14 protein-coding genes and 6 pseudogenes are annotated in these 21,504 nt (G+C 53.5%); 9 read left to right on the top strand and 11 right to left on the bottom strand.

Going from position 1 to position 21,504, the window contains the following annotated elements:
• Positions 1-28 precede the first annotated feature (28 nt).
• A pseudogene (locus ACP7A4_RS12825) lies at positions 29-588 on the bottom strand (DDE-type integrase/transposase/recombinase); the annotation flags it as partial.
• A gap of 95 nt (positions 589-683) precedes the next feature.
• Positions 684-1,595: a bifunctional GNAT family N-acetyltransferase/nucleoside diphosphate kinase regulator gene (locus ACP7A4_RS12820; RefSeq protein ID WP_059763389.1), complete on the bottom strand. Its 912-nt coding sequence runs from the start codon at positions 1,593-1,595 to the stop codon at positions 684-686.
• Positions 1,596-2,796: 1,201 nt separating this feature from the next.
• On the opposite strand from ACP7A4_RS12820, the pseudogene ACP7A4_RS12815 reads away from it, so the two are divergent.
• The 6 genes and pseudogenes from ACP7A4_RS12815 to ACP7A4_RS12790 all read left to right on the top strand — a co-directional run bounded on the left by ACP7A4_RS12815 (position 2,797) and on the right by ACP7A4_RS12790 (position 6,863).
• A pseudogene (locus ACP7A4_RS12815) lies at positions 2,797-3,507 on the top strand (phage tail protein).
• Positions 3,482-3,688 (top strand): tail protein X, encoded by a 207-nt coding sequence (locus ACP7A4_RS12810; protein WP_426247199.1) that lies wholly within the window; start codon positions 3,482-3,484, stop codon positions 3,686-3,688. The pseudogene ACP7A4_RS12815 and the gene ACP7A4_RS12810 overlap by 26 nt, the downstream one beginning before the upstream one ends.
• A gap of 165 nt (positions 3,689-3,853) precedes the next feature.
• The gene (locus ACP7A4_RS12805) at positions 3,854-5,209 is read left to right on the top strand and encodes a hypothetical protein (protein WP_426247197.1); all 1,356 of its coding nucleotides are present in this window, start codon (positions 3,854-3,856) and stop codon (positions 5,207-5,209) included.
• Positions 5,206-5,589 (top strand): hypothetical protein, encoded by a 384-nt coding sequence (locus ACP7A4_RS12800; protein ID WP_059763241.1) that lies wholly within the window; start codon positions 5,206-5,208, stop codon positions 5,587-5,589. Before ACP7A4_RS12805 ends, ACP7A4_RS12800 begins: the two co-directional genes overlap by 4 nt.
• Before the next feature lie 118 nt (positions 5,590-5,707).
• Positions 5,708-6,358 (top strand): annotated as a pseudogene (locus ACP7A4_RS12795) (phage late control D family protein); the annotation flags it as partial.
• On the top strand, positions 6,315-6,863 hold the full coding sequence (locus ACP7A4_RS12790; RefSeq protein WP_426247195.1) for a glycoside hydrolase family 19 protein: 549 nt from the start codon (positions 6,315-6,317) through the stop codon (positions 6,861-6,863). The pseudogene ACP7A4_RS12795 and the gene ACP7A4_RS12790, both read left to right, overlap by 44 nt.
• 18 nt (positions 6,864-6,881) lie before the next feature.
• Here the strand turns inward: ACP7A4_RS12790 and ACP7A4_RS12785 are convergent.
• The 3 genes and pseudogenes from ACP7A4_RS12785 to ACP7A4_RS12775 all read right to left on the bottom strand — a co-directional run.
• Positions 6,882-6,980 (bottom strand): annotated as a pseudogene (locus tag ACP7A4_RS12785) (DNA adenine methylase); the annotation flags it as partial.
• 355 nt (positions 6,981-7,335) lie between these two features.
• The gene (locus ACP7A4_RS12780; protein ID WP_059763238.1) at positions 7,336-7,677 is read right to left on the bottom strand and encodes a hypothetical protein; all 342 of its coding nucleotides are present in this window, start codon (positions 7,675-7,677) and stop codon (positions 7,336-7,338) included.
• A gap of 213 nt (positions 7,678-7,890) precedes the next feature.
• Entirely contained in the window at positions 7,891-8,712 is an 822-nt protein-coding gene (locus tag ACP7A4_RS12775) for an SDR family oxidoreductase (RefSeq protein WP_426247193.1), read from the bottom strand.
• A 570-nt stretch (positions 8,713-9,282) separates the two neighbouring features.
• Between ACP7A4_RS12775 and ACP7A4_RS12770 the strand changes: the two genes are divergently transcribed.
• Positions 9,283-10,119, top strand: coding sequence for an MliC family protein (locus ACP7A4_RS12770; protein WP_426247192.1), 837 nt, complete (start codon positions 9,283-9,285; stop codon positions 10,117-10,119).
• A gap of 221 nt (positions 10,120-10,340) precedes the next feature.
• On the opposite strand, the gene ACP7A4_RS12765 is transcribed toward ACP7A4_RS12770, so the two are convergent.
• From ACP7A4_RS12765 to ACP7A4_RS12745, 5 genes and pseudogenes are all read right to left on the bottom strand, one after another.
• Entirely contained in the window at positions 10,341-10,847 is a 507-nt protein-coding gene (locus ACP7A4_RS12765) for a GNAT family N-acetyltransferase (protein ID WP_426247527.1), read from the bottom strand.
• 3 nt (positions 10,848-10,850) lie between these two features.
• Positions 10,851-11,408: pseudogene (locus ACP7A4_RS12760) on the bottom strand (HD domain-containing protein); the annotation flags it as partial.
• Between the two features lie 14 nt (positions 11,409-11,422).
• Positions 11,423-11,680: a YjhX family toxin gene (locus tag ACP7A4_RS12755; RefSeq protein WP_059763235.1), complete on the bottom strand. Its 258-nt coding sequence runs from the start codon at positions 11,678-11,680 to the stop codon at positions 11,423-11,425.
• Between the two features lie 47 nt (positions 11,681-11,727).
• On the bottom strand, positions 11,728-12,903 hold the full coding sequence (locus ACP7A4_RS12750; RefSeq protein WP_426247191.1) for a MerR family transcriptional regulator: 1,176 nt from the start codon (positions 12,901-12,903) through the stop codon (positions 11,728-11,730).
• A gap of 224 nt (positions 12,904-13,127) precedes the next feature.
• Positions 13,128-13,922, bottom strand: coding sequence for an aminoglycoside phosphotransferase family protein (locus ACP7A4_RS12745; RefSeq protein ID WP_426247189.1), 795 nt, complete (start codon positions 13,920-13,922; stop codon positions 13,128-13,130).
• Between the two features lie 374 nt (positions 13,923-14,296).
• Here ACP7A4_RS12745 and ACP7A4_RS12740 point away from each other — a divergent pair, with 374 nt between their 5' ends.
• Positions 14,297-15,397 (top strand): hypothetical protein, encoded by a 1,101-nt coding sequence (locus tag ACP7A4_RS12740; RefSeq protein WP_426247187.1) that lies wholly within the window; start codon positions 14,297-14,299, stop codon positions 15,395-15,397.
• An 854-nt stretch (positions 15,398-16,251) separates the two neighbouring features.
• Here the strand turns inward: ACP7A4_RS12740 and ACP7A4_RS12735 are convergent.
• Positions 16,252-16,532: pseudogene (locus ACP7A4_RS12735) on the bottom strand (FAD-dependent oxidoreductase); the annotation flags it as partial.
• A 297-nt stretch (positions 16,533-16,829) separates the two neighbouring features.
• Between ACP7A4_RS12735 and ACP7A4_RS12730 the strand changes: the two are divergent.
• Positions 16,830-21,311, top strand: coding sequence for a dermonecrotic toxin domain-containing protein (locus ACP7A4_RS12730; protein WP_426247185.1), 4,482 nt, complete (start codon positions 16,830-16,832; stop codon positions 21,309-21,311).
• Positions 21,312-21,504 lie beyond the last annotated feature (193 nt).

The raw sequence follows: 21,504 nt of genomic DNA, 5'->3' as shown, positions 1-21,504 counted from the left end.
TTCATGATCTTCCTCGATCTGTAGTGGATCAACTGATCCCGGACACGAGGTTAAGTTTTTTCTCGCCCTGAGCCGATGGCAGCCCACCATTAAATTGGTGCGGTCGAATTCTGTTGTACCGGTGCATCAAAAAATGGCTGATATCCCGCTGAGCTTGTTGGACCGTCATGCGGCATCCGACTTCCCCGACAATGTCCAACCCACAATACGGCGTGTAAAAAGACCTAACACAACCGCCAGATACTGCCATTTCCCTTGAGCCCAGGTGTAAGTGAGATCGCCACACCAGACGTGGTCAGGAGCGGGCACTTCAAACTTGCGGTTCAAAATATCAGGAATGTCGGGCCGCTCGACTGTCGCCTTTTTGTAAGCATGCGATCCAGGTTGTTTGCTGACCAACGCCAGTTCGCGCATCAGGCTGCGCACCTTGAATCGCCCGATCTGCTCGCCGTCGTCCTGCATCATGGCCATGATGCTACGGCTACCTGGAGCACTCCGGCCTTGGGTGAACAACTCGTTCACCCGACTGCGCAATCAAAGGCGTTCTACATCCGGTGTGCGGCGCCTGAGACGCCGAGCGAAGTAGCACGGGTAGGTTGCATCTCCAGTCGCAGCGCTCGGCGTTCTTTTTTTGAGGGTTATGGCTTTGGGCTAGATGGGCGAACACTTAGCAGTACGCGAAATCATAGGTGGAAATCGCCCGCAGCCTCCGGCTGATAAAGTACTTTCCTGATCTCAATCCGACGGGTTCGATCAGATATCTTCCAGTCGATGGCGTCACCCTCCTGATAGCCCAAGATGGCAGCGCCGATGTCGGAATGTACGGAGTGCTTACCTGCGTTGGTGTCCGCGTCTTCAGGATAGACCAAGGCCACTTCGATCTCTTCGTCATCCAGCTGCAGCAAGGCCCTGGAGTTCATCGTAACTACATTGCTAGCCACCTGCTGCGGCTTGACGACAATGGCTCGCTCAAGTTCATGTTCGAGTTCAACAACGGCCGGGCCTTCCTCGAGCGCGATTAGACTCTCGAGCCTGGCCTTGTCAATTTCAGTGATGTAGATCCTCGTAGAATCGCCAACGGTGCCTTCTCGCAATAGCTGGAGATAGCGCCCTACCGTCATCGAGAATGACTTTAATGTCGGCGTGTCGCTCTCAAGTACAAAGCCGCTGCGCAGAAAGGCTTTCAGCGAGCGCGCGTTGTCCGGGTGGATCTTGGCAATGAGCTTCTTTGCCCGCATGTCGAGAAAGGCCAGCTTCATACCCTCGCGGATCGTGCGGGCGCCAAGGTTTCGGCCCCATTTGTCGCTGTCTCCGATGACCAGAACTATCTCGCAATTTGAGTCGGTCTTGATTAGACGGACAAAGCCTACCGGAGCGTCATGCCGGTCATAGGCCATGAAGAATCGACCGCCCCTGTTGAATAGATGGGTAAGGATCGGCAATTGAGTACGATCAATAGCTTGCTCGATGGAGCGGGAGACATGACGCGAATCGCTCAGATAGCAGGTGACGCGTTCATCCTCCAACCAATCCATCAGCTTCAGCGCGTGTGCACGAGTAATTTCAGGGCACAGAGAAATGAAAGGCTTGTTCATCTTAATCACACTTATTTGTTTAAGGATGGAAGCCCTTCATGGTCATGACGGTTCTTCGGCAACCGGCTATTTTAAGACATATCGCGAGTAGTTCCTATCAGCGACCGGACTTTTACCGGTCTAGCCGTAGACCCAGTGGATCGCCGCGAACGGCTCCAGCAAATGTACGTGGATGCTGGGTTGTTACTGGGGGCAACATCTGTAAATTTCTAACTTCAAGCCTCGGCATTGGCCGGGGCTTTTTCGTTTTCGACCCTGCCACACCCGTAGCGCCAAGCCGGGTGTGTTATCGGGGCCGATCTATTCCAAGACTCGCCAACTCGCGGGCTTTTTCGTTCTGAGGCGCAGAAAATGTCTGAACAAGTAGCTCGTGATACGAAGGCCGTAGTTGACGCTGTAATTGTCGGCTACATTGACCGCCAGCCTTATCAAGACCATTCAGCACACCCGTGTGTCGAATGCCGGGTTCTCTCAAAGCGAGTTTTATCACCCTGGCGGCAGTGTCTTTGGCGCTGTTTACACCCCTGACAAATGGTACGGCCGGAAAATCGGGGCATCTGTTGTTAGCCTTCCATATCTGCAGGCGGACGATATAGCGATCAAGGCCCGCGTTGAGTACGACGAGGCAGTGCTAAAGAAATCCTGAGAGCTCTAGGTTGCCTTCGGTGTGCTGGAGAAACTGTTTGAAGGCCACTCATTCGCGGATAGCAAACTGACCAGTCTTGCGCATGTAGATCTGTGTCCGGAAGTTTTGTGTTACTTGTTAGATTCTGTGCTACTAATATCACGCCATAGCCCGAAATGTCTCTGTCCTGATTATTTTGAAGTATTTGTGCGATATATATAGCAATTAAGTCTGCTAAGGGGTTCGGGTGCTTAAATATTAAGTTGGGGACGCCATCTTGAGGGTGTATTCAATAACCCCATTCTTCTTGGTGTTGTCATTATTGGATGGAGTGGATAGGCGGATTTTAATTTCATGTGTATTTTTGATCACATATTTACTTGTTATTAGAAGTGGTATCGCCTCTTCAGGGTTGAGCATGATGCCAGGCATGAATCCCCTACCACGAGATACACTCGGGCCTGATCATGACTTTATGAGTATTGTTGTATTTAGTAAGATCTTGTTTTTCTAGAAGTGTTCATTTTTTCACTGTTCCCCGGAATTGATGTAACCGGGCGCCGCAGCCTCGACGGTATGCTCGGACCAGTGAACGGTGCCATTAGTGAAATCTGCGGCGCCGCCGCCGAACTGAGCGACTTGCCGTTCATGGGCCCTGCGGTCGGGGCCAAGGTGCAACGTCTGATGCGCGGTGTTAACGCCGCAGAGGCCAAGGTCGGCGCGGTGGTGGCCACCTACAACAAAGCCACCCGCGCAGCCTCGCAGATCGAGGAGCGCCTCGGCGTGCTCAAAGAGCAGGCGGCCAGCATCGTGCCCACCGGCGCGCTGGGTGCAGACGCGACTCCGGCCGCCGAAGCGGTAAAGCCGTTCCCGCATTTGCTGATCATGCAACCGCTCAAGCCCGGATCGACACCGTTCTACTTCAACCTGGACACCGCCGCGTTCGACGAACTCAAGCGCTCCAGCGAATACCGCTGGGCCTCGCAAGTGCGACTGAGCCGCCGCCCGGCGCAACAAGCGGTGGGCATGGGCGAAGAACGCATCACCCTCACGGGCGCGATTTTTGGCGGGTTCAAAGGCGGCATCAAATAACGCGACACCCTGCCCAGCATCGGCGCCCAGCTCCAACTGCTGTGCCTGACCACCGGCTATGGCGAGGTACTGGGCAACTGGTCTTTGAAAAACATCGAAGAAGAACAAAGCGCCCTGCTGCAAGGCGGCATCCCGCGTAAACAGGGTTTTACCTTGGAGTTTGTGCGCTATGGCGACGACCTGCAGAACAGCTAGCGGCGACGTGCTCGACACGATCTGCCAGAACTATTACGGCCACCTCAACGGCACGGTCGAGGCCGTGCTCGATGCCAACCAAGGGCTGGCCGATGAGGTTCAGCCGTTCAAGGCCGGGCTGGTTATTCACTTGCCGGATTTGCCGGTGCCGAGTGATGAGGTGGTGATGTTGTGGGCTTGAATTTCTAGTGCTTCATCGACGAACAAAAGAGATAGGGCTTCCGTCATCATGGGAAAGGTCTTATTGACCCTTGGCCGAACTGGCCGATACAGTCCGCGCACTTCAATGGATTGACCTGGAACGGGCCGCTGCTTAATCGGCCCTGGTGATTAAGGAAAATACGACATGCACATGCGCCTGATTTATGCAGACGCCCGAGAAGAACTTGGGGTTCGTCTCAGTGAGATCGAAGCCCCTTTCTTTGCCAAATTTGAAGTCGAAGACGCTTTATGTACGCCTTTCCCTACGCTAAGCCTGTTTGATATCGAAACGTACGGCCGACAATTAACCCATGAAGAAATCGTAGACGCCGTAGAAGCGGGCGACATTTTATTGGTTAAAGACGATCCCTTCAGTCCGCTGAGCCAAGACACATTCAACGAGTATTCCCACATCACCGGACGCGGTTGGACGGGCAGTTTCCATATGCCTGTTGAGCAGGAAAAACCGCCGTTGCCGGAAGCTGAACCGATTTTCAAACCGCAACCGCAAGAGCCTGGCTTCTATGTCGTCCCTAAGAGCACCACGGGCGAAAAGTTAAAAGCGGCTTTATTCTCGGTACAAAATCCCACCGTGATGAGTAAGTTCGAAGCGCTGAATCCAAACCTTGGCAACATCAACGCCGGTACGATGATCGTATTGAGCGACCCGAATAACCTGCAATGCACGCGTGAAGAAGCGATGCTGATGCAAGTTGCGGCCAAGGCTAATGCCGTTATTAAAGAGATGACGCCTGAAGAAGCTGACTTCATGGTTCAGCATCGGAATGAAATTCAAACGTTCACAGGCTATGGGTCAACTTCTATCGGGGTCGGTGAAGCGATGTTTGCCAAGCACCTGGATGACATAAAGCACTTATTTAAAGATATCGAAGCGCTGCATGTCAGAACATTTGAGGCCAATGGGAATTTAAACTCGCCTGATTTTTTTGCTGAGCGTAAACGCCTTTTAACCCAGCTTGATTCCCATCTCACAGCGCTTACCCGAAAAAGTATTGGCTTCCCTGATCATCCGAATTTGGAAAGCGCCCTGGGTATATCCAGTCGTAGCTTGATTCATCGCTGGACGGCAGCAGGGGGGGCAGATCATATTCCTGGGTATGCAACGCATATTGAGGGCGTGTCCAAAGCGGCCAAGTATCTTAAATATGGTGGTTGGATTGGAACAGGCATTGGTGGTGGAGCCTCATACGTGAAGGTCCAGAATGTTTGCTCGGCAGGAAAAACAGAGAAGTGCAGGAAGATCAGATTTACTGAATCGGGTGGATTTTTAGGCACTGTTGCGGGTGGCGCGGGGGGAGGATATTTACTGTCAGGAGCTATTGGTGGAGGTCTTTGTGCTGGGCTTACAGTCGCGACTGGTGGGGTTGGTGGCTTGGTGTGTGGGATCGTCGTCGTTGCGGCCGGATCTTTTCTCGGTGGTTTTGCTGGAGGGATGGTTGGAGAAATAGGTGGTGAAGTTATTTACGAGAGCGCGAAATGAACTCTGCCGAATTAATAGTCGGGTATTTGGGTGTCATCGTTATCGTTAGTTTGCTCATATGCTTGGCTATTGTCTTGCATACGGCTTACACCCAAATAGACTTGATACTGGGATGTTTGAAAAACTGTACTGCAATCATGGTGCGCTCCCCGCTTAAGCACGGTGGGCCATGGGGGAGGCTTCTGCTGATTGGCGGCATTTCAGGGGTTCTAACGTTTCCAAGCTCTTATCTAAAAAGAGGCGAGTTATGCCCTGAGGATTTGAAAAATTTTCCGATAATGCTCAAGCGAAAGTTGGTTGTCATGCAGTGGGGTATTATTGTTTTGATGATAAGCATCGTGCTGCTGGCAATGATTGGAAAGTCTGGCTTACTAAAATGATCATAAATCTAACCGAAGGCTAGGATTTAAATTTCCCTAAATGCTCGTATTTAACACATGAAGCATACACATCTACAGCCCACCTCAGCGTGGGCTTTTTATTATCCGGAATTTGCCTATGACCCCCATCTTTCGTATCGTCGCAGACGGTGCTGACATCACCACGCTGATCAACGACCGCCTGCTTTTACTGCGAACCACTGACAAACCCGGCATGGAGTCAGACGACTTTGAACTGCGCATCGATGACCGTGATAGCGCCGTATCATTACCCAGCCGTGGAGCCAGCATCGAAGTGTTCCTCGGCTATAGCGGCACCGCCAAAGTGGCGGACGGCCATCTGCTGGTGATGCAGCGCGAAGGAGGACAAAGCGCGAGTGGTACAGCGCTGGGCACCATCACCCTGACACGTAGCGACGTCAGCCTCTGGCAGTTCCGGCTGGGTGATCGCAGCGCGCACAAGGCGGTCAGCACCAAGCACCAGGACAAGAAAACCGGCAAGTTGGCCATCGTCACCTTGGACAACGACGAAGCCCCGGATGGTCTGCCGCCGGTACACACCGACCGCCACATCTATCCCAACAAATCCGCCGGCGAACAGGCCGCCAAAGCGCGGCTGGCCGCGTTCAATCGCTCGACCGCCGGAGTGCGTCTGGAAATGCCCGGGCGAACTGATTTGTTTGATGAACGGACCATCAATGCCCAAGGCTTCAAGGTCGGGCTCGATGGCGAGTACCTGGTGGACTCGGTGGAGCAGGTGTTCACCCAACGCCGGCCAAACAGCCGGCGTTTTTGTTCCTGTGCTAAACACCGCAATGGTCCGCTTCCAGATCGTCGGCACAAAACGCATCGCCGCCTTTATCACCCAGATCGGCCACGAGTCCGGCCAGTTTCGCTACGTGCGCGAATTGGGCAGCGTTCAGTACCTGAGCAAATACGACACCGGCTCACTGGCCAGGCGCTTGGGCAATACGCCCGAGGCGGACGGCGACGGGCATAAGTATCGCGGCCGTGGCCTGATCCAAATCACCGGCCGGGCCAACTACATCACATGTGGCGAAGCGCTGGCCCTTGATCTGGTCAACCATCCCGAGCTGCTCGAAAAGCCGCAACATGCCTGCATGTCAGCAGCGTGGTTTTGGGCGAGCAGGGGGCTCAACACCTTGGCTGATAGGGGTCAGTTCTACACCTTTACCCGGCGCATCAACGGCGGCCAGAACGGGGCGGCGGATCGTCAGGCGCTGTACGACCGCGCGCTCAAGGTGTTGGCGTGAAGTTCGATGCGGTGAAGTGGGGCGGGGCATTTTTTGCCGCTCGAATATCTGCCGTGAGTTGAGAGCCCATTTAAATTGACGCACGAATTCTTCCAAATGGTTCTGCACCACGCGGAACTGATTGTTATGAATTGGGAGCCGGAGGCTTTGGGAGGGTTATTTTAGGTTAGTAGACTTGAAACCTGTAGCAGGTTTGTGACGAAGGGCCGCTATTGGCCAAAAGCGGACATTGTTTAAGACTCTTACGATAGTGTCGCAGGGAAAAAAATCAGCCGTCCGACTTTGTCGCCATTTCAAAGGCTTAATCGACCTCGATTCCTAGGTATCTGACAGCTCCCATGCTTCGGGCGACTGGGGCGGAGTTGAATGTACTCTGGCTCTTGATGTTATGAGGGGGGACCGTTGATTTAATCGGCCATTCTCGCAGAGGCGTGCGTCACTTCAAATCTCAGGACCAGGAAAGTTCCATCCGTTACGCGCGGAAGCTCCAGACCATCTCCACAACCCGTGCGGAAATTAATATATAGATGAGGACTATCAAAAGCTGAAAGACGAGGTGATAGCGGAGTTGGGCTAGACGGCGAATGCCATCACTGACGTTCAGGAGCATCAGTAATCCAGAGATGGTGATCACTCCCCACCCAGCCAGGTTGGTGGCAGTGATACTCATAAAAAGCTTGTGATCACTGTGCAAAGCGTTCGTACCCGCTGCAAACAGAAGCGCGCACAGAACCATATTTTTGAAATTGTCGAAGATCTTGGCATTGAGATCCTTGTCGAGTAATTGCGAGTAGCGCCTCCATAATTTTTGCATGTTCACCACCTCAAGAAGGATCAATTAAGCACAGTTCGTATCAACAACTGCTCGGAGAGTGTCGGGGGCGCTGTTGTAGTCGGCTTCAAGTGTAAGGATTTAGCAAGCGCACTTCTACGGCTTTGCGAACGTCTTCTTTTGGCCGAAAGCTGCCGTTAAAGATAGGCAGTTATCGGTCAAAAAACTGTCATTCGTAGGCGCGATCTTAACGCCCTAGGTTTCGCTGTCGTCCAGGACTGCCGGAGTCGCAGCCGTCCCAGCCAACAGACCACCATCAATATTGAACTCACTGCCCGTGATGTACGTAGCGTTATCCGACGCGAGCAACAAGGCCAGAGCGGCCACTTCTTCAGGCATACCGAATCGCCTGAGCGGAGTGTCTCGAACCAGCGCAGCCATTCGTTCTTCGCGACCGGCATCGCTACCTAGCATGGGTTCCCACATGGGAGTAAGGATGGCCGCCGGATGAATCGAGTTGCATCGAACGCTCAGTCCTTGTTCGGCGCAGTAAAGCGCCACCGTTTTAGTGTGATTGCGAACGGCAGCTTTGGACGACGCATACGCTGCGGCCCCTGGAATGCCAACCAGGCCGGAACGAGAGGAAATGTTGATGATGGAACCGGCTCCTGACTGGCGCATGGAGCGAATGGCGTATTTGCATCCGAGGAATACTCCGTCGAGATTGGTTTGATGCACGGAACGCCAATCTTCCAGCCTTGCATGTTCCGGGTCATGCCGCTCAGCACCGCTCTCGAATCCGGTGATGCCCGCGTTATTCACGAGGATATTCCAATTGCGGCCTTGATTTGAAATCTGCGTGGCCAATCGTTGCCAATCCTCTTCACGCCGCACATCCAGACGCAGAAAGCAGGCGCTACTACCCAACGAGCTTGCAACCGCATTACCAAGGTCGTCGTTAATGTCAGTGACGTAAACGAAGCAACCTTCTTGCACAAAGAGCCTTGCAATGGCTGCGCCGATGCCTTGTGCCGCGCCGGTGACGACCGCTGTCTTGGAAACCAGTATATTTTCCATAAATGATGATATCTCCATGATGAGGCGTGTTCAGAACCCATGATAATGAGGCAATGCCCTATCCCATGCTCACGCTGGGCAAAGAGGCTAATCCATAACCGAATGCAGCGAAACCTGAAAAGCTGGGCCAGGCAGGGTCAGCCATTGGGCAATCGAGAAACGCTATTGTGAGTGAGGGGCGATTCATTATTTCTTGCATTGGAGCCCTGTGAGGGTGGCTGGTGCCGCTTGCCTTATGGTCCGGGTAATCTGTTTCCGGCCAATTCTGTTGAAAAGGTCAGTTTGCCCAAAACGTTCGAATGTTGATGTGTAAAAACACCTCTTGTGAACGCTGCTACGTGAAATCCGAGTCCTGAGTGTTCTGCCAAAATCTCAGATGAATACTTTTTTCAACAGAATCGGCCAATAGCGGTCGCTCGATAAGTATTGCTATCGACACTCCGCAGCAGGGACATGCCGGTCAACAACTGCCTTAGAACCTCCGCTAAATCGGATATGATTAACCGGACTCCGGGGATGAGTCAGGTTTTAGTTGGTGTTTGGCAACGGCTTAATCTAAAGGAGCCACCCATGAGCAAATATCTGGTTTTGTTGTTGGTTAGCGCCACAGGCGTTGCTCAGGCTCAATCGATATGCACTTACCCATGGTTTCAATCGATCGATAAGATACTGCATACCACTGACGAGCAAGGGCATGGGCCGGATATAGGCTCCGATGAATGGAAGTCGGTGATTGAATTCAAATTAGGGGTTCGCGATGGGGCGAATGTCCCTGAGCGAAGCTCCGATCAGTGGTGCACATACATTGATCAGCATATCAATGGGGTTCAGGCGACCGGTGACGGTCAGGGGAAATCGTCGACAGTCAATGTGACCCTTGGCCCCTCTTACGATTGCGCCAAGGTTAAGCCTGGCGCTATCGACGCGATGATATGTGAGGACAAGGAATTATCCGCGCTTGATCGCAATCTGTCGCAAGTGTATGCCGGCGCGAGCGTCAAGGCTGTCAACGAGCATCCACCCCGGCTTAAAGCAGAACAACGTGGGTGGATAAAGGGTCGTGACGACTGCAGGAAAAGTGATGACGTTGCTGCATGCTTGCGCATGGAGTACCAGCGCCGCATCGCCGAGTTGCAAGCACGGTACCGATTGGTAGCGCAAACCGGCCCTGTCTATTACGAATGCGATGGCAATCCTGCCAGTGAGGTTGCTGTCATGTTCTTCAAAACCGATCCACCGACATTAATCGCCGAGCGTGGCGACAGCTTATCGCTCATGTACCAGCAGCCAAGTGGCAGTGGCGCAAAGTACCTTGGACGCAATGAAACGCTTTGGGAGCATCAGGGCGAAACTACAATCACTTGGGGATACGGAGCGCCCGAATTACATTGCAAAAGAAAGCCTTGAGCAACGATCCAGTCAGTTGGGTAATTGCTTTTTAGCGAAAGCTAGCAAGTGGCCTCAGCCAGCTTTCGTGAAAGAACGCAACCGGCCAAAGGAGGAAGTTAAAATTGCCCGTGCGGCTTGCTACGAGCGGCTGTAATTCACTCGAAGCGTTGTGATCGCCATCGGCAAAGCCCGCGAGGTTAGCCAAACGCTGTCAGGATGAACGTGACAGCGCTCAGGACTCACCCCTCCACGTCAAAAGACTCATGATATCGCACAGTGCCTGTTGGCAAATTGCCGCCAAAAGACAGCGTTTGGAAGTACTCTTGAGGAACTCCAGGTAGCTCCAAACCAGCGTAAGGTTTGAAGCCAAAGCGACCGTAGTAGCCCGGATCGCCCAGTACGACGCAGCCGCATGCCCCTTTGCCTTGTAGCTCGGCAAGAGCGGCTTTCATCAGGGATGAACCAATACCCTGACCCTGGCGGTCAGGCACCACGGATATTGGCCCTAGCCCATACCAACCCGCAGCACCGGAAGACACGGTGACAGGGGAAATGGCGACGTGCCCAACGATTTCATCATTCTCCACTGCAACCAGCGAAACTGTTAATTGCCCGGCTTGGCGTAGTGCATCGACAATTAAATGCTCGGTGTGGCTGGAATGTGGCTCCTGCTCAAATGCCGCAGCAGTCAGTGCTGATATGGGTTTGATGTCTTCAGGTTGCTCATTGCGGATATTCAAATTCATATTGAGTTTTTCTCTGGTGTCTCGATCGATTAGGCCCCGTAGCGTGTTGAAAAGGGCAGTGGTTTTTGTGTACTGGTTGCCATAGGTCAGGTTGAACGCATAGTCAAAGTCAGGTGGGTTGATGCCTTGGTTGTGCTGCAGGATCGTCTCAAGCTTGTCGAGTGCTTTGACGGCTACGGCCTCAGCAGATGTAGCATTTTCGTAGTCCTCCCAGAGCGCCAGTATTTCCACCCGCGCGCCGTCATCCAGTGTGCGAGTCAGATGTAAGAGGTCAGCACGCTCTTGCTCGCTTTTGTGCGGAAAGTCGTTTTTGCTCACGGCGGGAATGTCTCCGTTTATAGCTTCACCCAAGTCATGAACAAGACAGAGTTTGAGCACTTTCAAGAGATCAAGGCCTTTGAGCTCGTCAGCGAAAACCATAGCCATCAGGCTCAGTCGCCAACTATGCTCGGCGGTACTTTCTTGGCGCCCCGTTGAAGTGTGGGCACTTCTGAGTACGCTTTTTAGTCGCTCGGACTCCCGCAGGAATTCCAGGCGCCCATGCAGCGTTTCAATATTCATGACAACTCCGATTATTAACGGTTATCCAGTTGCGGACGCACCGCCTGCAACCCTGATGGGTTGACTCGATAAGGCTGGCCGTCTATGGACTTGAGTAAACGCTTGGCCTTGAGTTTGTTGAACACGTTCAGCGTGCAGTCGCAAAGCAAATGGCCTTCTCGGGTATAACATTCGACCGCTCTGACCCGGCCTGACGCGTCGCGCTGGTGAGAGATGCGGCCGCCTTTTGCGAGGACGTGCAGCGTCCGTTGTTCCAATTTTGAAATATTCATGGTGTCAATCCAATAAGTGTCAGGACATGGTGAGCGCTGCTTCGATGCTAGGCGCCGTTGTTCTGCAACACGAAGAACTGGTAGCCGTAGTCATCCAGAAAGCGCTCGTGGATATCAATCTCGTCTTTGATGTCTGCCAGGGCTTTTGAGGAAAAGTCTTCTGCGCACAGTTCTGCAATCTTTTCACGCAGAGGGTTCAAGTAGTTTTCCCACGCATGGCGGCTTAATGGAAAACTGCAAACGACTCGATAACCCTGCGATGTAATGCTGGAAACTCGATTTTCCAGCGTCGTCATATCAGGGTAGTTTTTCTGCCAGAACGATGAAGCCTCAGAGCGCGGACTATCGGTTAGCCATATCAAATCGCTGACTACCAAGAAGCCTTGTGGCTTGATAAACCGTCTCCAGCTTTTGAGGGCGTTACAAAAGCCCATTATGTACGCGCTGCCCTCGGCCCAAATGGCATCGAACGAACGAGCTTCAAATGGCAGCGCGGTCATGCTGGCGCACAGTAGCCGGATATGATGTTCCACTGCATGGGTTGTGACGGCTGCCCTCAGGTGTGCCAGGCTGTACTCATCATTGTCCACGGCGGTGACCAGCCCTTGGGTATGTTGTGCCAATAACAGTGTGCTCACCCCACGGCCGCAACCGATGTCCAACAACGTCTTTGGCACAGCGGGTAACGCACTCAGGGCCGCCAATGTATCCTCAGCAGAACCCGGTCCCAAGCGATCCAAACCATCAAAGATTCGCTCGAAATCGGCCATATAGTGGTCATGCTCATTCATATCTTTTGATAACCACTTCAAACGCAGTGCCTGCTTTTCGTTGAAACCTTGCTTGAGCAACCAGGCCAAATGAGCTCCAGGAGCTTGGCTTTCCAAAGCTTGGTGCCAGCCACGCATGGAGGCCTTCCCAAGCATTGCTGCGAGCAGATCTCTGGATTGTTGTTTGTGCGCAATCTCTTGTTCCAGAGACTGTAATCGTTCAAGTAACAATGCCCGGTCTATGCGCGTGTCCAGGCACGCTTGGCACTCTTTTAAAGTCAGGCCACCTGCTTGTAGCTGCTGCAGCAACTTCAACTGTTGCAGGTCATGCTCTGAGTAGGCGCGATAACCATTGGCCTGCCGCTTGGATGAAATCAACCCCAACTTTTCGTAGTAAAGCAGCGTAGAGCGACTTAAACCTACTTTCAGCGCCAGCTCGGAAATGCGATACATCACCAGTCCCTCGTTCTATGGCGTACACCCTAAACTATGAAGCTGTAGACAGGTAAAGGGGTAAATTCGCTGAAGGAGCTTTTTTCTTTGCGACAACGTCAGCGCTGGTCGGGAGAGGCTTTTACTTTGAATGTCCGCTTCTTGGCCGCAGTCAGCAGCCATCAAACAACCTCATCCGCCCAAAGCTCACAGAAAATTATTCTGACAGGCCCCTACCGTAAAACTCACAACCCGAGTGCCAACGTTGCAAGCTTCGCCACCTCAAGTGGGGTAGACGGTTCAATGCCGTCTTCGAGCATCCAGGCAGCTGACAAGCCGGTCCACGCGAGTACCCATTGCAATAATCTGCGGTGATCGATGTCACCGGCCCGTCTCACGATCTCGATCCGACGCGCAAAACAACCTGGCGCCAAAGCGCTTTGGCTATCTGGATTGCAGAAAATATTCGCGTAATCAAAACCGCGCTCACCATAGAGCCCCTTAGGATCGATAGCGAGCCACCCCTTAGGGCCGAAGTCCAATACATTGGCGTGGTGGATGTCACCATGCAGTACCCCTACGTCGCGGGGGGCATACAAGAGCTCGCGAGCGGCTTTTGCAGATTGCTCAAAGACGCCTTGGTGGGTTGCCGCTGCGCCCCATAGGGCTTCAAACCGTTGCAGCAGTGGAACTAAAGCAGGAGCCGGTTGTGTACGTGGTGTGTGAAGGCGGCCTGCCGCAGCACAGAGAATACGAGTCGCTTCGTCATCCTGGCCGCAGTTCACCATGTCCATGAGCGAGCGCACGCCGCTCGCGCGCTCCATAAGCAAGGCTTCGCCATCATGTGCCAACACGGGCGCTGCTCCCTGACCGTCCCACCAAGCCATGAGCCGATTGCCAGCTTGCTCCTCTGGCTCTGGCGAGATTTTGAGCATAGCGGGTGTGCCGTGGTAGCGAACAGGAAGTAGATGGCCATTCAGCGAGACGAAAGCATCACCGTCGAGGGTCAACGCCCATCGTTTCAAGTATTGATCAAACATAAATTCATCAACTTTTCGCTCTTGCGGGAGCAATCATTATGAATGCTTTTGACATAAGGACAAATGTCTGCTTCTGCCAGCGTTTGACCAGATACTGAGCAACTACCCATCAAGCTCAACGCGCAGGGATTAATTGATCTGGAGGCCTGGTTGATTGACTCCACCACAGTACGAGTAACCCTGACTATTTATGCTGCTTCGATTTAGCATCATTAGGGAGGGCTTAATAGATACCTTGGGGTTGAGGTAAGGGGTGAACAGATATTTACATCTTGTGGCATATGAGTCGGAAGTAGTAATGGGTTCTGTTTGGAACTTTATTGTCTTTTTTGTCACATATTCTTTTGTTGGGTTGATCCGCTACGAAAGTTGGTATGCCTGAAACTTTTTTGATGGTTAATGATACAGGAGAGGATATGAAGCTATCTGCGCCCATGGGAACTCCAGGCTCGTACTACGACCGGAGCATCAATCGTGAGAGCCGTAATCCCGAGGCGAAATCAAGTACCTCAACCCCTTCAGACAATCATTCCACGACGGTCTTACCTGATATTCGCCCTTCTTATCGAGAAAAGATTAACGATTTTGGCTCAGGCGATTCACTGCGATTGCCTCTAAATCTGACGCGTCTAGAACTTATGAAAGGCAACGATGGAGCCGGAGCGGCAGTGGCCAAAGTACATGGTCAAGCGGCCGATAAAAAACAGGGCGATTTCAGGTTGTTACGAGAACAACCTGCTCCCCAGGGCACCGCGATGCTCAAAAGCGCGGCTGAAATTATAATGGAACGTAACAAAGAGCTATCGGCATTGGGGGCTTTTACCGCGACGGCTGATGTGTCAACTCCCCCCGACAAGTCGCATTTTTGGAGTGGCAATACGTTCAGCAATGGCAAGGTGATTCACTCCGCCGTGATGACAGCACAGTCTATTGCTCGAAAGACTGATGGTATTACTTTAGAAATGACGGAAGGTGGCCATCACTTGGACAACTACAGCGGTGAGTCGGACAGCTCTTTGTATCTGAAAGAACGTTTCAAGTATGCCAGTCCAACTGATGCAAGTCCTCCAGGGTATGCACCGCACAAAGCATTGATTGAAAAGGGCGTGAGCCGTCTAGGCGTCGACATGCTCAAGCAAACGGGTATGGACAAAACAGGTGCTACTTCCTCTATCCCTACGGGTAAGGCGCCCGCCGTAAACATGCTCTGGGATAATTTGTCCATGCGCTATGCCAATCAGGTAAGTGGCGAAACTGTAGCGGTCCATGCTATTTCAAAGAATGACCCTTTTAATCAGGACGCCACGTATCTTGCCAATACATGGAATGCCAAAGAGCGCCCTATTCTTGAGAGGAATGGCATTAATATCAAAGAGCTTTACTCCGAGAACTTAAAGGGTGAACTGGTCGGGCCTTCCAATGGTGCCCGCACCGATTGGGAAGGGACGGGCGGCTATCATGGGAACGTGTCGTGATCATCTCATCACACAATGTTGAGGTGTCCTCTTCGATTTAAATAGTTGAATTCGTGTGAGGGCGACTGATAGTTGCGATGTCAAAAATTCATGCTCACACAAAAAGAATTCAAGTACTTTTTAAGCCGTCTTGGGTATCACCTGAATGATTAGGCTGATGCGTGAGAGAGGAGGGCTGCTGCCTAATCTTTTTTTGCGAAACATTAGGATGGGTTGGAGGAAATCAATGCCCTCTTTACGGCAACAATGCTGATCGATTCAGTGGGTAGCCAGGTTGCGGTCTTTTCTCGTGCTCTTTAGATCCAGAGCTCGCTTATTAGATCCTTTGGCCAGCGAGGTGTCTGAGATTGATACTTTTCACAGATTTAGGCGAGCTGACACAGTCAGCGATGCACCACTAAGGGACGAACATGCGCGTTTTGATCGCAGCTTGTGCATTTTTAATGTTGGTGGGTTGTGGGCGTTCGCCAGTGTCCTCTGACCGGGCAGATGCTGTTCCAGCGAAAAGGCTGTATGCATTTGGCGGGCACAGTGATGCTCGGATTGTTGTGGTACGCGATGGCAGTCTGTACGGGGCTGGTTGTCACTACCGCTTATATATAGACGATACGCTTGCAACTGAATTCGCCTCTGGGGGGGTGACCAGGTTTGGCTTGCCAGCAGGGCGCCATAATTTAGGTTCGACCTACAGCGGAGCGTGTGGCGGGGGAAGCCTCGTAGAGCGAGAGATCGAAGTTAAGACCGCAGACGTTGTCAGGCGGCGAATTTCTGTTATCACTGGTGGGGCTCAGGACATCTCTTCTACAGCCTTCTAGTTGCCGCACAGGAATAGACCATTTCGGGGAGGCCAATCACTGAAGGTTGGCGTCCACAAGCAAACGCCCCAGCAAATCGCGTTCGCCGGGGTTCTGCGCGGTTACGTATTAGCCCGCACGCCTGTGGTCCAGATCACGGTTTTGGCCTCAATGTGATGGCCATCATCCAGAGTCACACCGCTGTCATCGACCGCCACGACGGATGATTTCAAGCGCCATTTCACTTTCGGCACTTCGCAGGCTTGGGCGATGGACTGGCTGATATCAGTACCCAGGGATACCCCGATCTTTTCGCCCCGATCAACGATGATGACTTCCACAGAGAGAAGAAATGCAGTACCTCAACTTCAAGCTGCCGGAGTATTGCTGTGTGCGATATTTCGAACTGAGAGCGCTGAACCGGCTCTGTGCCTGAGCTAAGCAACCCTGCATACGACACCTGTTCATGTGCGCGTCCTACTGCGCGAGATCGGGCGTTGGTGAGGCACTCTGATGTAGCGGCGTCACTGATTTATAGGGTAACGACTGTGTAATTATCGACGGTGAACTTTCCCCACTCCCGTCGCCACTCCTCTGTAAATCAAATAGAGATACACCTTTGCTGACCGGGGGTCTGCTTGAAACTATCGTCTTCTTCTGCTTTTGCACCTGCGCATTTAACTCCGCAAACAGACGCGTCTGTCACGCCGTCTGCCGAAGAGCTGCGAGACTTTAAAAAGCTCACAGATAATTGCCGTCAGTTGATTCGAAGTACTCAAGCACTTCGCGCGTTAGCCCACCAGCTTCACGACATTACCGGTGAGGACAATGCCAGTGGGCGTGCAGGCATGCTGGCCCAATCATTGATGCGTCTTCGCGCCATGGCGCCCGATGCCGAGCGCTTGAGCACTGCCTTTCTGGGGGGCGTTGAGAACTTGCAGGAAAACGCCCATCAGCCAAGAAAAGAACACCATCGTGCCGCCAAAGACTTTATGAGCAAGGCCCAGTCTGAATATGGACAGCTCAGGGAGCATGCCAGCGCGCTGTCTTTGGCATTGGCGCTTAACCTGCGCCGTCAGCCTGCAGGGAACCTATCAAGGATGGCCGCTTCCCCGCCTCTGGTTGAGAGAAGAGTGAACGCCTTGCGTGAAGCGGTGATGAAGGTATTGAAGATGGAAAAATCATTGCATGACGGCGGTGCCATGAGTCTTCAATATCGTCCTCCGGCAGTTGCCTCAGGCTCGCACGATCGTTCAGGCCATCTGGCTCAGACACTGACTGCTTTTCTAACCGGGCCATCGGCCTTGAGCGCCATCTCTTCATCCTCCCCCCATCGTGTTCGCCGTGCAGTGCAAGAAAGCCTGCCACTGCCGGTTGTACCCCGTTCCAGCGCTCAGTCCGCAGTTCCACCGGCAGATCCTGCAGCGCCGTTCATCACCCAGCTGCGCGCTTCACAGCAAGAGATGATTCGTTTGAACGAGACCGTGCCGCGGGCCAGCGATACGGCGTCGCGGCATTTGAATGATTGGTTTGCCAACACCTTTCCTTCTCATGTGGGCACCCTGAAAGCGGATGAATTGTCGGTGCGTTTCTTGAAAAATGAGACCGGCTCACAGAATGAAGGTAAGACAATTGCGCTGAGTGATCTCTACTGGCAAGCAGTAGCCGGTCAACTCAATCTGCGCGATGTGTTTTTAAACATGGGGGACGTTGAGATCCTGCGCCAGACGGGGAGCGTAACAACGCTCGCTCCAGGTCTGAACAGCAATGATGCCAAAGGGAAAATTGAAAAACTGCTGGTTGATGCCGCATCGTCCGGCACGGCGTCTATGTTGGGTCGGGCACTTAACGCTTTCTGGGATAAACCTGGCGGTGTCTCCCAGGGACGTAACGTCAGCGACTGGCTGGCTACACAGTTGCAGCAGCAGCTGGGTGCGCAGGCGAATATGTTTTTGCAGGACGGCGCGCTGACTTCACAGGCGCACGAGCAGGTGACAGCCGCTCTGGCGTCACCTGACGTGGAGTCACGCGCAAAAATGGCTGAGCCCAGTCGCCCCGGTGTGTATTCGCTCAGTTATACGCCTGAAGGGTGGGACAGCGGCATGCCGTTACCGGGTTCTTGCGTGATAACACAGCACGACAGCATTGCTGATCCGGGCCGACTGGTGCTGTGGCAACCAGGGCGCGCACTGGAGGAATTTGCTGATTGCGCGGCGCTCAACGCTCATCTGGCAAAGAATGAGAGCGGGGCAGGCGAGCTGAAACTCGTTCCTGTCGCAGGGAGTTTCCTGACCCATATGGTTGGGGAGATACGTGAGATGCAGAAGGCCAACGTGACGGGCGCCTTGGCAGAGGGCCCCGCTGGCGATGAAACCTGCGAGGATTGGCTGAGCAGGCTGGATGCGGCATCGGACGTGGGTTCATGGCTGGATCTTGCCAGTGTGACGGATGAGCGTGAATTTCAGGTGAATCTGAAAAAACTCAATACCTGGTTGCACGCCAATCCCGACGTAACCGACCCGGACAGAAAAGCCTGGTTGGCGGCCGCCCAAGAGTGGGAACAGGCAGTGGCAAACACGGCTTCTCTGCCCCCTGATCCGGTAACACTGGCCACCCCAGACACCATAAAGGCCTGGACCCATAAAGAGCTGACGCGGATCATCGCAGAGAAGAAATACCCGCAGGTTGACCCGGACCATGTTCTTTTGAGTGTCGATGATCAGCCGTTGAACCTTAATGAATTTGACGATTCTTCGCCGATCTCACCCAACGTACTACTGAGTTCTATAAAGGACTTTTTTTACGACACCCGTTCGTTGACGGACTGGGCCATCTCCAACCTGACGCCGGGCGAACGCAATGCGCCTAACCATAAGGAGCAGGGGGGACTGAGTCATGCGCAGATTCTAGATGTTGTGCAAACGGCTGATGTGGGCAGCCGCTTCGTGCAATCACTGGGAGTTACGGGTCGAGCGCAGCAGGCGCAGTGGATGGAGCTCAAAGGCAAGCAGATGAGGGCAGAAGTTTTGGCCGCCCATATCTCGGGTGATCTGACGCATGACCGTGAGAAAACCGGGCTTAAACAGGTGCTGGCGGTGCTGGACAGTCCCGAGCCGCAGGGGCGGGCGCTGGTCAATGGCCATGCAGTGGTGGCTCACCAGCTTAAGTGGGGAGAGGATGTACTAAAGGACGTGGTGGCGTTCGGGGTGAAGACGCTGGGGAGTCGTCCGTCGCTGACGCTGTACACACCGGGCGCACCAGACGGTAAGGTTTTCCGGGAGGTGCATGCCAATACGGTTGAGGCGCTGAATAATGCTGTCGCGCAGTCGCTGACCGCCACGCCGCAGATGACCCGCTGGCTGATTTCGCAGTTACCGCTCCAACTACAAGAGGCGCAGCTTGGGAGCTTGCCGCCGAAGGAGGCTGCCCCCGTACCGGGTAACAAAATCACAACGGCCATACAGTCCGTGTTCGAACCGCTTAAACACCGGTCCGCTGAAGATTTTCGGTTAAAACTCGCATCAGTAGAGGTGACAGGCAACCTGCTCAAAGCCCAGCACGAGGCACAGATGAGCAGTGCGCTGAAAACAGCGGACATGCTGACCGTGTCGAACGCTGAACGTGACAGCGATGCGGCGCAGCAAGCTCGAAAAAAAGCCATTTTGCTGTTTTTAGAAATGGTCTCCATGTTTCCGGCTGGCCGTGCAGGAGGGATTCTGGCGCGCGCAATGCTACCCATGATGGTGGCGGGGGCCGCTTTATCGTCGATAAAGGGCGAGGGGGGCAGCTTTAACCAGTGGGCCGGAGATTTTCTTCGCGGTCTGGGTAACGTGCTCAAGGACGGGGGGGCAGAGTTCATATTGTCGCGTGGCGGCAGGCTTGGGCGCGGGATCAAGGCAAACGTGCCACTGTCGTCGCTGCCACGGCTGCTCAATCCGCAGGTCAGGGGGTATGTGATTAAAGGCTTTGACCCCAAGGGGCTTCAAGTCACCAACAAGGAGCGCGGCCTCTATCAACAAGGTGCGCAGGGCTATCTGAAGCTGGAGGGGCAATACGTAAAAACAGCTGTGCAGCAGGGGGAACGGATCATTTATGCGCCGAATAACCGGGCAGATTCGCGCAGGGTTAACTGGGAGGATGGCCGTTGGCATCTTCAGCAGCATGCAGGGCTGCGGGGGGGCGGGCCTGGTCAGAGCGCGGGGGATGGAGCTTCTGCCGGTATGAAATCGACCCCTTTAACAGTGACCTGCGCCCGTCAGAGCCTGGATGCAAGGTCGTCGGAGGCCCTCAAAGAGTTGTCCCCCATCATGGATAACGTTGCGGGCATGAAAACGCTGACCCCTGAACAGAAAATCAAGTATGTCGATACGCTGAGGGACGGCGGCGATAGCTATGCCGCCATTAAAAAAGTATTACAACAAAACGCGGTCGGCAGTTCTTTTACCAGCCCGGTTTATAAAGGCAAGCATGAAGCGGCTTTGAAAGCGGCGCAGGCTGTTCAAGGAGCGGCCGCAAGTCGAGTGGCAGCGGTTCTGCCAGAACCTGTCTTGCCTGCGCCAGTTCAGCCATCCACTGCACCACAGACCAGTAGACGCCGCCCGGCATCCGATACGCATGAAGCAGCGCCTTCGGCCAGGCGGGCAAGACCGGCAGCCCCAGCCACTTTCCAGCGCGTTAAAATCGCCAAGGCAGATCTTCCGCAGGCCTACCACTATTTAACGAATGATAAATACGCAGCGCTTCGCGGGACAGGTTCAGGCAATGTCCTCCCCTACAGCAGTAGCAACCCTTCTGGTCGAGGGGCGCTCACCGAGCAATATAAACATGTCATTTACTTCACGGATATTGCGCCTGGTGAGATGAGAGGCAATCCGCAACATGTGATTGATGTGTTTGGCCGGACCCGGATCGGTGCACCCCGTTGGAGCTGCGTAGAAAAAGCATTCACACTTAATTTGAATCACGTGCCGGAGGGCGCCGTTTTTTATAAAGAAGCGCCCCATATTTATACGATTGATATGTCAGGCGTTACGGACATAAACAAGCGGGGGATCGGGCTGACTCTTAGAAAACCTGAATCACAAGGCGCAGGTAGCCTGTTGTCTGATCCTTTAGCTTAAAAACGGGATCTGGATACGGCTCTCAGGGGGTGCGCCCCCTGTATCTGCGTTCGGTGATGTTGCATTGAAAACAGGCTCGGAATGCTCAACTTACAATCCGGGAACGGCGTTCCCTCGCCTGGTTGCGCATGTGAACGACGGGGAATCGGCGCTGTGGTTTTCGACACTCACCGCGGCCGAAGTGCTTGACCTC

It is taken from the genome of Pseudomonas sp. TWR3-1-1, assembly GCF_049896545.1.
Taxonomy (GTDB): Bacteria; Pseudomonadota; Gammaproteobacteria; order Pseudomonadales; family Pseudomonadaceae; genus Aquipseudomonas; species Aquipseudomonas weihenstephanensis.
Note: the sequence above shows the minus strand (reverse complement) of the source record. Positions and strands in the feature narration are given on the sequence as shown.

What these genes read in the sequence shown, in the direction of transcription:
- ACP7A4_RS12740 (WP_426247187.1), top strand. Translation starts at nt 14,297, where the DNA reads ATGCCTGAAACTTTTTTGATGGTTAATGATACAGGAGAGGATATGAAG.
- ACP7A4_RS12755 (WP_059763235.1), bottom strand. Translation starts at nt 11,680, where the DNA reads ATGAATATTTCAAAATTGGAACAACGGACGCTGCACGTCCTCGCAAAA.
- ACP7A4_RS12810 (WP_426247199.1), top strand. Translation starts at nt 3,482, where the DNA reads ATGGCGACGACCTGCAGAACAGCTAGCGGCGACGTGCTCGACACGATC.
- ACP7A4_RS12750 (WP_426247191.1), bottom strand. Translation starts at nt 12,903, where the DNA reads ATGTATCGCATTTCCGAGCTGGCGCTGAAAGTAGGTTTAAGTCGCTCT.
- ACP7A4_RS12820 (WP_059763389.1), bottom strand. Translation starts at nt 1,595, where the DNA reads ATGAACAAGCCTTTCATTTCTCTGTGCCCTGAAATTACTCGTGCACAC.
- ACP7A4_RS12765 (WP_426247527.1), bottom strand. Translation starts at nt 10,847, where the DNA reads ATGAATTTGAATATCCGCAATGAGCAACCTGAAGACATCAAACCCATA.
- ACP7A4_RS12745 (WP_426247189.1), bottom strand. Translation starts at nt 13,922, where the DNA reads ATGTTTGATCAATACTTGAAACGATGGGCGTTGACCCTCGACGGTGAT.
- ACP7A4_RS12790 (WP_426247195.1), top strand. Translation starts at nt 6,315, where the DNA reads ATGGCGAGTACCTGGTGGACTCGGTGGAGCAGGTGTTCACCCAACGCC.
- ACP7A4_RS12800 (WP_059763241.1), top strand. Translation starts at nt 5,206, where the DNA reads ATGAACTCTGCCGAATTAATAGTCGGGTATTTGGGTGTCATCGTTATC.
- ACP7A4_RS12775 (WP_426247193.1), bottom strand. Translation starts at nt 8,712, where the DNA reads ATGGAAAATATACTGGTTTCCAAGACAGCGGTCGTCACCGGCGCGGCA.
- ACP7A4_RS12805 (WP_426247197.1), top strand. Translation starts at nt 3,854, where the DNA reads ATGCACATGCGCCTGATTTATGCAGACGCCCGAGAAGAACTTGGGGTT.
- ACP7A4_RS12770 (WP_426247192.1), top strand. Translation starts at nt 9,283, where the DNA reads ATGAGCAAATATCTGGTTTTGTTGTTGGTTAGCGCCACAGGCGTTGCT.
- ACP7A4_RS12780 (WP_059763238.1), bottom strand. Translation starts at nt 7,677, where the DNA reads ATGCAAAAATTATGGAGGCGCTACTCGCAATTACTCGACAAGGATCTC.